At 40.7% G+C, this 11,954-nt stretch carries 13 protein-coding genes; 3 read left to right on the top strand and 10 right to left on the bottom strand.

Annotated features, from left to right (window positions below; all coding sequences use genetic code 11):
• Both EAL87_RS01530 and EAL87_RS01525 read left to right on the top strand, forming a co-directional pair.
• Positions 1-126, top strand: a 126-nt coding sequence (locus EAL87_RS01530; protein ID WP_001987031.1) for an outer membrane beta-barrel protein, incomplete at its 5' end; no start/stop codon positions are given.
• A gap of 209 nt (positions 127-335) precedes the next feature.
• Positions 336-1,169 (top strand): sulfite exporter TauE/SafE family protein, encoded by an 834-nt coding sequence (locus EAL87_RS01525; RefSeq protein ID WP_120912686.1) that lies wholly within the window; start codon positions 336-338, stop codon positions 1,167-1,169.
• 375 nt (positions 1,170-1,544) lie between these two features.
• Here EAL87_RS01525 and msrB read toward each other — a convergent pair whose 3' ends face one another.
• The 6 genes from msrB to EAL87_RS01485 form a co-directional block, all read right to left on the bottom strand.
• A complete protein-coding gene (msrB, locus tag EAL87_RS01515) occupies positions 1,545-2,624 on the bottom strand; it encodes a peptide-methionine (R)-S-oxide reductase MsrB (protein ID WP_120912685.1) in 1,080 nt (359 codons plus the stop codon).
• A gap of 125 nt (positions 2,625-2,749) precedes the next feature.
• On the bottom strand, positions 2,750-4,096 hold the full coding sequence (gene radA, locus EAL87_RS01510; protein WP_162972510.1) for a DNA repair protein RadA: 1,347 nt from the start codon (positions 4,094-4,096) through the stop codon (positions 2,750-2,752).
• Positions 4,097-4,207: 111 nt separating this feature from the next.
• A complete protein-coding gene (locus EAL87_RS01505; protein WP_120912683.1) occupies positions 4,208-4,441 on the bottom strand; it encodes a ribbon-helix-helix domain-containing protein in 234 nt (77 codons plus the stop codon).
• Positions 4,442-4,596: 155 nt separating this feature from the next.
• A complete protein-coding gene (locus EAL87_RS01500) occupies positions 4,597-5,577 on the bottom strand; it encodes an iron-sulfur cluster assembly scaffold protein (protein WP_120912682.1) in 981 nt (326 codons plus the stop codon).
• 21 nt (positions 5,578-5,598) lie between these two features.
• Positions 5,599-6,762: a NifS family cysteine desulfurase gene (locus tag EAL87_RS01495; RefSeq protein ID WP_097679847.1), complete on the bottom strand. Its 1,164-nt coding sequence runs from the start codon at positions 6,760-6,762 to the stop codon at positions 5,599-5,601.
• A 168-nt stretch (positions 6,763-6,930) separates the two neighbouring features.
• Complete coding sequence (locus EAL87_RS01485; protein ID WP_000444108.1) at positions 6,931-7,392, bottom strand: helix-turn-helix domain-containing protein; 462 nt, start codon at positions 7,390-7,392, stop codon at positions 6,931-6,933.
• Between the two features lie 144 nt (positions 7,393-7,536).
• Between EAL87_RS01485 and EAL87_RS01480 the strand changes: the two genes are divergently transcribed.
• Positions 7,537-8,088 carry a YbhB/YbcL family Raf kinase inhibitor-like protein gene (locus tag EAL87_RS01480; protein WP_000846529.1) on the top strand — a complete coding sequence of 184 codons (552 nt, stop codon included), beginning with the start codon at positions 7,537-7,539 and terminating at the stop codon, positions 8,086-8,088.
• A gap of 68 nt (positions 8,089-8,156) precedes the next feature.
• Here the strand turns inward: EAL87_RS01480 and EAL87_RS08030 are convergent, their stop codons facing one another.
• From EAL87_RS08030 to EAL87_RS01465, 4 genes are read right to left on the bottom strand one after another with little or no spacing between them, the layout of a single operon-like run.
• Positions 8,157-8,327 carry a hypothetical protein gene (locus EAL87_RS08030; RefSeq protein WP_162972508.1) on the bottom strand — a complete coding sequence of 57 codons (171 nt, stop codon included), beginning with the start codon at positions 8,325-8,327 and terminating at the stop codon, positions 8,157-8,159.
• 33 nt (positions 8,328-8,360) lie between these two features.
• Positions 8,361-9,461, bottom strand: a complete 1,101-nt coding sequence (dxr, locus tag EAL87_RS01475; protein ID WP_120912681.1) for a 1-deoxy-D-xylulose-5-phosphate reductoisomerase — start codon at positions 9,459-9,461, stop codon at positions 8,361-8,363.
• Positions 9,462-10,262 carry a phosphatidate cytidylyltransferase gene (locus tag EAL87_RS01470; RefSeq protein ID WP_120912680.1) on the bottom strand — a complete coding sequence of 267 codons (801 nt, stop codon included), beginning with the start codon at positions 10,260-10,262 and terminating at the stop codon, positions 9,462-9,464.
• Between the two features lie 12 nt (positions 10,263-10,274).
• Entirely contained in the window at positions 10,275-11,933 is a 1,659-nt protein-coding gene (locus tag EAL87_RS01465; RefSeq protein WP_120912679.1) for an SLC13 family permease, read from the bottom strand.
• Positions 11,934-11,954: the final 21 nt, after the last annotated feature.

Here is an 11,954-nt window from a genome sequence, read left to right as displayed (position 1 = left end):
CAACACGGCATTGAACTAGGGCTTAAAATCCCCACCATTAACACGAACTATTATTCCTTTATGGGGGCTGAACTCAAATACCGCAGACTCTATAGTGTGTATCTCAACTATGTGTTTGCTTACTAAAACCCTCTTTAAAAAAGGGGGTTGATTAAACTATTTAAAGGTATTTTTAAAATTAAGCAAGTAAAGGAGCTTGAACAATCTCTTATAATCGCTCTCAAGCTGTAAAATTAAAGTGATCAAAACCCTATTTTTTAAAATTAAAGAAAATTTTTTTAAAGATTATCACTCTTTTTTGATAAAGTAATAATTTAAAATTTAGGGAGTTTTTTATGGAAGAATCAACAGCGTTTATTTTGGCTCTTGTGGGGCTATTCACCGGCATTACCGCCGGGTTTTTTGGTATTGGTGGGGGGGAGATTGTCGTCCCTAGCGCGATTTTTGCCCATTTTAGCTATAGCCAAGCGGTGGGGATTTCGCTCATGCAAATGCTTTTTTCTTCGGTGGTTGGCTCTATCATCAATTACAAAAAGGGTTTATTGGATTTGAAAGAAGGCTCGTTTGCTGCGCTTGGAGGGCTGATGGGGGCGGTTCTAGGGAGTTTTATCTTAAAAATCATTGACGATAAGATTTTAATGAGCGTGTTTGTGGTGGTGGTGTGCTATACCTTTATCAAATACGCTTTTTCTAGCAACAACAAACCCAAGCATTTTGAAGAAATGCATTTTGATTTGCATGCAAATAACAAAACGCCAGAAAAAAAGCACGCAATCCCTTTTGTGTCTATGGACAGAACGCATGGGGTTTTGATGCTCGCTGGTTTTGTTACCGGCATCTTTTCTATCCCGCTAGGCATGGGTGGGGGGATTTTAATGGTGCCGTTTTTGGGCTATTTTTTGAAATACGATTCTAAAAAAATCGTGCCTTTAGGGCTATTTTTTGTGGTGTTCGCTTCTTTATCCGGGGTCATTTCCCTTTATAACGGGAAGGTTCTTGATGATATAAGCGTTCAAGCGGGGGTGATCACCGGTATTGGAGCGTTTTTAGGGGTGGGCATTGGCATCAAGCTCATTGCTTTGGCTAATGAAAAGGTGCATAAAATCCTGTTGCTCCTCATTTATGCTTTAAGCATTTTAGCGACTTTACACAAGCTCATTATGGGGTAAAAATCTAAAAACGCTCAAGGGCATTTTTAAAATTAATACCAAAAAGCTTTCATGAACAAGCGATAATCTCTTAAAAAGCGCTTCTTTAGGGTTAGGGGAAATTAGTTGGGGGTTGTAATGGGATAACCCCCTACCCCCTTAAAAAATGAGTTTGAAACAAAAAATAAAATTAAAAACCCTATTTTTAAAAAAGTAAAAAGTTTTAGTTGTCCTTATTTGATGAGAACAAAAACTTAAAACTTAAAAAAGAATGTTTTCAAAGTAAGAGTAATCAAAAAATGAATTATTTAAGGCGGTTTTTAGCGTTTTTTAAGATAACCCAAACGCTTGAACCCCCTATTTTATAACCCCCATTAGGGGCTTAGTCATCACCCCTTAATGCGTTTTTTTATCGTGGATGTATTTTTTCAATTCGCCCCTTTTGATATAAGGGATAAACTCACCATAGCCCTCTTTTTCCATGTCTTTTAAGGGGATAAACCTTAAAGCCGCGCTATTAATACAATACCTCAAGCCCCCTAATTCTTTAGGCCCATCGTTAAACACATGCCCTAAATGCGCCTTACCAATACGGCTCAACACTTCAATGCGTTTCCTATTAAGGCTCTCATCGTCTTCGTATTTCACCACATCTTTATTGATGGGTTTAGAAAAGCTTGGCCACCCGCAACCGGAGTCGTATTTATCCGCTGAAGAAAATAACGGCTCGCCTGTGGTAATATCCACATAAATGCCCTCTTCTTCTTTATTGTAATACTCGTTTTCAAAGGGTTTCTCAGTGTGTTTGTTTTGAGTAACCTCATACTGGAGTTTGGTGAGTTTTTTCTTTAAAACTTCATCGCTGGGTTTGGTGTATTTATCGCTATCTACAATCACTTCATCCGCCTTTTTCAAATCAATATGGCAATAACCGCCAGGGTGTTTTTTTAAATAATCTTGGTGGTATTCTTCAGCCCTCACGTAATTTTTTAAAGGCTCTACCTCAATGGCGATTTTGCCTTTCACTTCTTTTTGCAATTCTTGTAAGGCATTGTCTATCACCTTTTTATCTGCATTATCCACATAATAAATCCCTGTGCGATACTGCCTGCCCACATCATTACCCTGCTTGTTCACGCTCACCGGATCAATCACCTTAAAATAATAACGCAACAACTTGTCCAAACTGATTTTTTTAGGATCATAAACGACTTTCACGCTCTCAGCATGATCGCTTTCATGCAATTTTTCATAATTCGTGCTTGAAGTCTTGCCGTTAGCGTAACCAGAGCTTGCGTCTATAACGCCATAAATCCTCTCCATATACGCCTCTAACCCCCAAAAGCACCCCCCAGCCAAGTAAATCACTCTTTCATCGGTTGTTGGGAGTTTAGATCCCATGTTTTCATTCGCTTGCATAATCGCTCCTATCAGTAAAAAAAGATAAAATTTTTTCAAGTAAGATAATACTTTCATTGAATAACCTTTATTTCAATAATGATAGCAATTATAAACTAAAAAAGTAATGATTGCTTTTTAATTTTTATCTTATACTCTCATTCTTTTAAAAAGGGTTGGAACCACTTTTTATGATTAAAAACCTACATCCATTCAACAATCTTGCCCACCGCATTGGCTTCATAGCATTTGATAGAGGTTTTTTGACTGGGTTTTTTAGGCAAAATGGCTTTTAAAAAGCCGTAATTTTCCATTTCTTTCAATCTGGCGTTCAAATTAGGGGCTTCTAAAATCCTGCCATTCAAACTCACTTCGCCCAAAAACGCCGTTTTATTGTCAATTTTTCTGTTTTTAAAGCTTGAAAGGATACTGGCAATGACCGCTAAATCGCAAGCCGGCTCGCTAATCTTAATACCCCCGCTCACATTAATGAACACATCATGGCGGTTTAAAGGGATTTCTAGCTTTTTTTCTAATAAAGCGATGAGCATGTTAAGTCGGTTGGTGTCAAACCCGTTCGCTAATCGTTTGGGCACCCCGAAACTACACTCGCTCACCAATGCCTGAATCTCTAAAATCAACGCTCTTGAGCCTTCTAAAGTGATGGTAATCGCGCTCCCTTCCATAGGCTCTTCTTTAGAAAAAAACAAGCTTGAAGCCTCCTTAGCGCTCACCAAACCCTGCTCTTTCATTTCAAACAAGCCGATTTCACTCGTAGGGCCAAAGCGGTTTTTAAAACTCCTTAAAATCCTTAATTCCCTACTGGGATCGCCTTCAAAATACAGCACGCTATCTACCATATGCTCTAGCACTCTAGGCCCTGCGATGCTCCCTTCTTTAGTGATATGACCGATGATAAAAATAGCAATATTTCTTGTTTTGGCTAAACGCATGAGCTCAAAAGTGATCTCTCGCACTTGCGAAATAGAGCCGGGCGCTGAAGAAATCTCTGGCGAATAAAGCGTTTGGATAGAATCAATCACGCACGCAAAATAATTTTCGCTTTCAATATTCGCCTTAATCACAGGCCAATTGATTTCATTGAGCAGATACAATTCTTTTTCTATGCAATCCAATCTCGTGGCGCGCATTTTAATCTGACTCAAGCTCTCTTCACCGCTCACATACAAAACCTTTTGCTGGTTTTTGGCTAAGCCAGAAGCCACTTTTAAAAGCAGAGTGGATTTCCCCACCCCAGGACTCCCCCCCACTAAATACAGCCCCCCTTTAGCAATCCCCCCACCTAAAACAATATCCAACTCGCTTTGAGTGGAAGAAAATTTCACCACTTCTTCATGCTCAATTTCAGCGATAGAAACGCTTTTTTGCGCTTGTGGGAGCGATTTTTTAAGCGTGTTTAAAACTTCCTTTTGAGCTTGGTTCAATTCAATAAAACTCTCCCATGCGTTGCATTGGACGCACTTGCCCAGCCACTTAGGGCTTGTAAAACCGCAATGCTGACACTCAAATAAAGAAGTTTTTTTAGCCAAAATACCACTCTTTTTTAAAATCACACAGCTAAAGACTAGATAAAAACGGGGTTTTGGTTTTGTTCTATAGCAAAACTGATAAAGCTAAACTAAAAACAAGTTACAAAGTCATCAAGCGCCATTTTGCTCTATTTTTCTTAAAGCCTTCAAAATATAGCGTTTGATATAAGATCCCACGCTTTCTTCTTCTTCGTTAGCCATTTTCTCTAGTTTTTGGTATTGCTCATCAGAAAAATACAAACTCACAGCACGAGTTTTTTTATTAACATCTGCTTTTGGTTTGCGCCCTAGTTTGTTTTTAGTTCCCCTTAAGTGAGTTTCATCTGTGTTTTTGTCGTTTTCCATCAAGTTCCTTCAATCATCATCAAAAATCGCTTCAAAATAGCATATTAGCATAAAAGTAGCGTATAATGAATAATGTTGCAAGCACTAATCATTACTCATTCTTAAGTTTATTAGCACTCGCTTGAAAAAGGCTTTCACCCCCTAAAAAGAACAAATCAAATCGGTAACACCCTGATACTGCGATCCAATAATTCCTGTAAGGCGTTTTCAATGGCAAATAAAGTCCCGGTAGTCGCGCTCATGCACCCATCGCATGCCCCCATGTAGCGGATATACACATCAATGTAATCATCGCTTTCTTTAATGTCTAAAATCTCTAAATCCCCTCCGTCCATCATAAGCATCGGGCGGATATTTTCATCAATGACTTTATCCACCGCTTTAATCTTTTGAACCATAGTCATTTCCCTGAAAGCCAATTCCCCGCTTTGGGATTTATTAGCGGTAGCTTTAAGTTTTTCAGCTTCCATTTCTTCGCGCACTTCTTTAAGAATATCCACCAGGTAATAATCCCTTTTTTCATGCCCTCCAGGTCTCACACAGCTTTTACAAAACGCGCCGGCTTTGGTGTAGTTAGTGATTTCTTCAACGCTTTTTAAATCATTGAGCCTAATCACTTCTTTAATCGTGCCTAAACTCACCCTGGCGCACTCGCACACGATGATTTCTTCTTCAAAATCTTCAGCGTTTTTCCCCAAATACATGCCGGCAGCTTTTTTGATCACATCATACGCCATCACGGAGCAGTGCATTTTTTGCCCAGGAACCGCCGGCGTGTCCGGATCGTCTCTTAAGCCTCTTTCCACGTCTAAATTCGTGATTTTTACCGCATCTTGGACTCTTTTATTCAAACACAATTCTACCATCATGTCTGAGCTTGCGATCGCCGTCCCGCAACCAAAGCTTTTAAACTTCGCGTCAACAATCGTATCTGTGCCTTCATCTACAAGCCAATACAACCTCACCGCATCACCGCATGCTTCTGCGCCATAGTCCGCCACAATGAGTTTAGCGTTTTTGGCTTTAGCCTGCTCTTCGGTGATGACCCCTAAATGCGTGGGGTTGTCCATGCGCCTTTGAACTTCTTTAGAATACGCATCCCAGAGAACCGAACCCACTAAATCATGTTTTGCCATTTTGATTCCTTTATATTCTTTTTAATAAGAGCTTGAAATGTTTCTCAATCTTATAGCCGCTTGAGAGAAAACTTCAATCGTTTTGTCAATTTCAGCTTCCGTGTTAAAACGGCTCAATGAAAGCCTGATAGCGGTATGGGCTAATTCCTTGCTCGCTCCAATCGCTACCATGACAGGATTAGCCTCTAAATCCTCACTCGCGCAAGCGCTCCCTGTGGAAGCGGCGATATTGGAGCGATTCAAATCCCACAGCATGGCCTCTCCTTCAATCCCTCTCACGCTGATTAAAGTCGTGTTAGGCACACGATGGATTCGATCCCCCACCACCATCACGTCAGGGATTTTCAAAAGCGCTTCTTCTAATTTGTCGCGCAATTTCCCCACCACTTCTTTTTCATAGTCTAAATGCTCTACGGCTAATTTCATCGCTTCGCCCATGCCCACAATATAAGGCACATTCAAAGTCCCGCTGCGCCTGCCATTCATATGCTCCCCGCCATGAAAAAGAGGGGTCAATCCCACCCCACTTCTAATATACAACCCCCCAATGCCTTTAGGCCCATGAAACTTGTGTGCGCTAAAAGAAAGGAAATCTACATTCGCTTTCAACACATCTACAGGGATTTTACCAATCGCTTGCACCGCATCGGTATGGAACAACACGCCCTTTTCTTTACAAATAGCCCCAATTTCTTCAATAGGGAAAATGAGACCGGTTTCATTATTCGCCCACATCACGCTCACTAGAGCGGTTTTTTCTGTGATCGCTTCTTTGACTTGCTCGGCGGTGATACTCCCATGCTCATTAATGGGCAAGTAAGTAACCTCCACCCCCAAGCTTTCTAAAAAATTGCAAGTGGATCGCACCGCCGGATGCTCTGCAACCGTGGTTATAATATGGTTTTTGCCTTTTTTCAAGCATTCATCAAAATACACGCCCTTTAAAACCCAATTATTGCTTTCTGTCGCGCAAGAAGTGATGATCACATCGTCTATATCCCTGGCGTTAATGCCCTTATAGAGCTTATCCAATGCTTCTGCAATGGCTGGGTGGGTTTCTGTGCCAAACTGGTGCAACGAGCTAGGGTTCCCGTAATGATCCCTTAAAAAAGGATCCATGATCTCCTTGACTTTAGGGTCAATCCTGGTTGTAGCGTTATTGTCTAAATAAATCCGTTGTAACAAATGAGTGTTCTCCTTAAAAATTTTACATAGATTTCTTATCTAGGTCTAAATTATGATTAAATACAAGATATTTTCTTAATTTTAACTTAAAATAAGATGAATTTTTGAAAACATTTTGAGAAATGCGAATACCCCTATTAAAAACCAACATAGCCACTACCAACCCGCTTAAGGTTTTTTAAGGGGTCTCCCGCGCCTGTCTTTTAAAGCGTCTATCCCCCCTTGTTGGTAACGCTTCTCCCACACATAAAGTTTTTGCAATTGTTTCGCTACTTCTTTTTTAGTGGGTTTAATGCCCCTAAGGTTATAAAGAGCGGTAATGATAATGGGCTTTGGGACATTAAACCTTTGGATAAATTCCAAACAATCTTTTTTGAGCTGGGAGTCTTGCTTGTTTTTAGTAATATCCACATGGCTTAAATATTGCAACACATAAAGGCGTTTTTCTTCATCTTCTTGTGCGATTTCTGGGGCTAACTCCATCCCTTGACTAACGCCTTTAAAAAACTTATTTGAAGCCTCTTGGGCGGGATAAACGCTCAAATAAGTTTCTAGTAAAGAAATCACTCTTTTTTGCTGTTCCAATAGTGCGTCTATCTTGGTGCTCAAACGATTTATTTTACTTTCCATGGGTTCAATGGTAACTAGTAAAAATAAATAACTATTTAATCATTAAAAATGATTATTCTAATACCATGCTCCAAATTAAGATGTATTTTTATAATCATGCTACAATAGAACATTCAAAATAATTTCAAAGAAAAAGGGCTTAAAATGAAAACTTTTGAAGTGATGATTCAAACCGATTCGAAAGGGTATTTGGACGCTAAATTTGGCGGTAACGCTCCTAGAGGGTTTCTCAACCCAAACGGCTTACCCACTTATTCACCTAAAATCTCATGGCAAAAAGTAGAAGGCGCTCAAAGCTATGCGTTAGAACTCATCGATCATGACGCGCAAAAAGTGTGCGGCATGCCGTTTGTCCATTGGGTCGTGGGCAACATTTCTTACAATGTTTTAGAAGAAAACGCTTCCATGATGGATAAAAGGATTGTTCAAGGGGTCAATTCGCTCACTCAAGGCTTTATCCGTTCACCGCTCAATGAAAGCGAAAAACAACGCTCCAATCTCAACAATAGCGTCTATATCGGCCCCATGCCTCCTAATGGCGATCACCATTACTTAATTCAAGTGTATGCCCTAGACATTCCTAAACTCGCCTTAAAAGCCCCTTTTTTCTTAGGCGATTTGCATGACAAAATGCGCAACCATATCATCGCCATAGGGAGAAAGGAATTTTTATACAAGCAGTTTGTAAGGAAATAAAGTTTGGGGGTTTGATCCAATAACCTTATTTGGCTTCCAACGCTTTTTAATTCTTTAAAAAGCGGTTTTTAGTGGTTTATGATATACAACAAAATAACAATTAAAATACCAATAACAAGGATATAATATTCACGACCAAACTTCTCCGCTTTCTCAAGTGCCTCGCCAATAGCCGCTACTACAAAACATGCAACAATCAACAAAAAGAATGATATTAAAAACACTTTAAGCACGAACATGCATCAACTCCTTATCCAACCATTCATCCAACACTAGCTGTAATTTTTAAAACGCTCCCTAACTTCTTTATCTAATTCCAGCACTTCATCTAAATTAAAGAGCTTGAAAGATTTTTTAGCATACAATTCTAAGGCTTGAGAAATGGTTTTAATCAGGCCTCCAAAAGCGATCTCTTGATTCAAAAACTTCTCCATCGCCATCTCATTGCTCGCGTTCAGCACCACGCCAAGCTTAGGGTTTTCTAATAACAAGTCTTTATAACGCCACAAAGTGTAGCGCTCCATGCTAATGGGTTCAAATTTGATCGCGCTTAAAGCGTATAAATCTAAGGGCTTAATGGAAGCGTTCAAAGAAGCTAATTCAGGGTTAATGGCGTAGCTTATGGGTAGTTTCATGTCCGCGCTCGCTAAATGCACGATGAAAGAGTTGTCTTCAAACTCCACCAAAGCATGCACGATAGAGCTTCTTTCAATCAGCGCATCAATCTTTAAAGACGCGCCAAAAAGCCAGTAAGTTTCTAGGATTTCAAAAAGCTTATTGACCATGCTCGCTGAATCAATGGTGATTTTAGATCCCATGCTCCAATTGGGGTGCTTGAGCGCGTTTTGCGCGTTTTGAATAGGAATAAATTCTAAAGGCGTGTCCCTGAAAGCCCCTCCACTCGCGCTAATGATTAAAGATTTAGGCTTTAAAGTCTTGTTTTGCAACAACGCCCACAAACCAAAATGCTCGCTATCAACGGGCGTGATCTGTGAAATGTCTAATAAATGCCCAGCGCTCACCAAGCTCTCTTTATTCGCTAGGGCTAGTTTTTTGTTCCTTTGTAAGCTTTTAAAGCTCGCTTTCAATCCTGCCACGCCCACAATAGCGTTAAGGACTAAATTGGAAACGCACTCTTCTATCATCGCATCAATGCCCTCTAGCCCCACAAACACTTCCGCACCCAAAGGCTCTAAATTATTCAAATCGTTAGGATCTAAGATTGCCACTTTCTTGGGTTTGAAAACTTGGATTTGTTCATTGATTAAAGCGATATTTTTCCCACAGCTTAAGGCCTCTATTTCTACGCCAAATTTTTTTGCGATTTTTAGGGCGTTTTTCCCAATAGAGCCGGTGCTTCCTAAAACAACCATTCAATCCCCTAAAAACACCGCCGTCTCTTTCCAAACTTCTAAAAAATACAACAACGCATGCAAGCCTAAAGCCCCAAAAAGCATGGAATCCAATCTATCTAAAACGCCCCCATGCCCGGGTAAAATCTTACCGCTGTCTTTGATCCCAGCCCTTCTTTTCAAATAGCTTTCATACAAATCCCCAAACACTGCCGCAAGAGCGATTAAAAAACTAAAAAAGAGCGCCATAAGAAAGCCTCCGCTCAATTTCCCCATGCCCACAAACGATCCTAAAACGCTCGCCAAAACAACGCCAATCAACGCGCCCTCTAAAGTCTTATTCGGCGAAGTGGGCGTGAAAGGGGTTTTGCCTAAAAGCTTGCCCCCAAAAAACGCCCCCACATCGCTTGCCACCACCACGACTAAAAGCCAAATGATCGCTACTGCACCAAAATCCTTATAAATCCCAAAAAGCGCAAAAAACCCAACGCCCGGGTATAAAAAGGGTAAAATGGCTTCGCTATGGTGCGCTTTTTGATAAGCGATGATGCTGGCCATGACCATGGCGCTAATTAGAGCGCATTCTATAGGGCGCCCGTTAAAATACGCCGCTACCCATGACAACACTAAAATGAGATACAAGCTAAAGCCCGCTTTAACCTGGAATAGTCTTAACGCTTCAGAAAACCCTACCGCATAAATCCCCCCTAAAACCGCCCAAAACAACAACAAATTGTCCGCATACAAAATCAAGCCTGCCGCAATGATTAAAACAAACCCTGTAATGTAACGAGACTTTTCTTTAAATAACTCTTCTTTCACTTTTTTCCTTAATCAATTAAATACCAGCGAAACTAAAAAATAGCTAAACGCGCTAATCAAAACAACTCCTACCAGATTGAGCCACAAACCGGCTTTAATCATATCCGTTATTTTAACATACCCAGAGCCATAAGCTATCGCATTCGGTGGGGTGGCTACAGGGAGCATGAACGCGCAAGTCGCGCTCAAGGCTACAGGAATAGTCAATAACAAACTCTGATGGCTTTCATAGCCCATGCCTACCGCAACCCCTCCAATCACCGGTAAAAACGCTGCAGCGGTGGCGGTGTTAGAAGTGATTTCGGTTAAGAAAATGACCATTAAAGTGACCATGACAATGATGAATAAAATCGGTAAATGCGAAAAGCCAGAGACCAAATGCCCGATCCACAAACTCAACCCGGTTTTAGAAAATTGCGCGCTCAAGGCTAGCCCTCCGCCAAATAAAAGCAACACATCCCAAGGGAGTTTTTTAGCAGTGTCCCAATCAATGAGCCTATCACCCCTATTATTAGCGGGCAAAATGAATAAAAGCGCAGAAACCCCCATAGCGATCACGGAATCAATTTTATCTATCTTAATGCCCCAAGATTTTAAAATCGTATCTAAGAAAATCCACCCTAAAGACGCTAATATAAAAAGAACCCCTACAGAGATTTCCGCCTGACTCAAACGGCCTAGTTTGTTTAACTCTAATCTAACGACTTCCTTACCCCCCGGGATTTCTTTAATCTTTAAAGGGAAAATCGCATAAGTGAGCAAGAGCCACGCTAAAATGAGCATGATAAAGGCTAACGGCGTCCCAAACACCATCCACTGAGCGAAATCAATTTCAATATTGAAAGCGGTTTTCATATAGCCGGCTAATAAAGCGTTAGGCGGCGTGCCAATAAGAGTGCCTAAAGAGCCAATAGAAGCCGCATAAGCGATGCCAAGCATCAAGCAAATACTGAAATTCGTGCGATAGATAGTAGTCTTTTCTTGAATGACTTGGGTAATGTCTTTGCCCTTATGCACGATATTACTCATAATACCCCCATGCGCTTTGGTGATTTCTTCTTTTTGATACCATGAATTAGAGGCGTTTTCTTTGCCCACCAGTTTAGCGACTAATTGCAAAACGCTCATGCCAACAGGAAACATCATCACCGCCGTTGCGGTATTGCTCACCCACATGGACAGAAAGCCTGTAGCGATCATAAAACCTAAAATCAACCTCCTAGGGCTTGTGCCTACTAATAAAATAATGCTTAAAGCGATGCGCGTGTGCAAGTTCCATTTTTGCATGCTTAAAGCTAAAATAAACCCTCCCATAAAAAGAAAGATAATGGGCGATGCGTAAGAAGAGCTAACGCTAGAGAATTGATCCACGCTAAAGACGCTAAAAAGCACCAAAGGTAAAAGCGCGGTTGCAGGCAAGTCAATGGCTTCAGTCATCCACCATATCCCCATTAAAACAGCCACCCCAGCCACAACAGGCATCGCCTTATAATTTAAGGAATTAAGCTTGGGGATTTCTTCTACAATATGAGACATTTGAGCGTTTAAAGCGTAATAGATAATGAGCGCGATTAACACTCCCCCTATTAACCCCAACAAGCGCACGATCTTAGTGCTTTTATCATCGGTGCGCGTATCAGTATGCGTATTGGCATGCGAATGATTTTCCATTTTATTTTACCCTTTAAAATT

The sequence above is a fragment of the Helicobacter pylori genome (genome assembly GCF_003636935.1).
GTDB classification, from domain to species: Bacteria; Campylobacterota; Campylobacteria; order Campylobacterales; family Helicobacteraceae; genus Helicobacter; species Helicobacter pylori_CH.
This window is presented reverse-complemented; position numbering and strand designations above follow the sequence as displayed.

Excerpts from the sequence above, each read along its gene's own strand:
- EAL87_RS01500 (WP_120912682.1), bottom strand. The coding sequence starts at position 5,577 with ATGGCAAAACATGATTTAGTGGGTTCGGTTCTCTGGGATGCGTATTCT.
- EAL87_RS01465 (WP_120912679.1), bottom strand. The coding sequence starts at position 11,933 with ATGGAAAATCATTCGCATGCCAATACGCATACTGATACGCGCACCGAT.
- EAL87_RS01485 (WP_000444108.1), bottom strand. The coding sequence starts at position 7,392 with ATGGAAAGTAAAATAAATCGTTTGAGCACCAAGATAGACGCACTATTG.
- EAL87_RS01525 (WP_120912686.1), top strand. The coding sequence starts at position 336 with ATGGAAGAATCAACAGCGTTTATTTTGGCTCTTGTGGGGCTATTCACC.
- dxr (WP_120912681.1), bottom strand. The coding sequence starts at position 9,461 with ATGGTTGTTTTAGGAAGCACCGGCTCTATTGGGAAAAACGCCCTAAAA.
- EAL87_RS01480 (WP_000846529.1), top strand. The coding sequence starts at position 7,537 with ATGAAAACTTTTGAAGTGATGATTCAAACCGATTCGAAAGGGTATTTG.
- EAL87_RS01505 (WP_120912683.1), bottom strand. The coding sequence starts at position 4,441 with ATGGAAAACGACAAAAACACAGATGAAACTCACTTAAGGGGAACTAAA.
- msrB (WP_120912685.1), bottom strand. The coding sequence starts at position 2,624 with ATGAAAGTATTATCTTACTTGAAAAAATTTTATCTTTTTTTACTGATA.
- EAL87_RS08030 (WP_162972508.1), bottom strand. The coding sequence starts at position 8,327 with ATGTTCGTGCTTAAAGTGTTTTTAATATCATTCTTTTTGTTGATTGTT.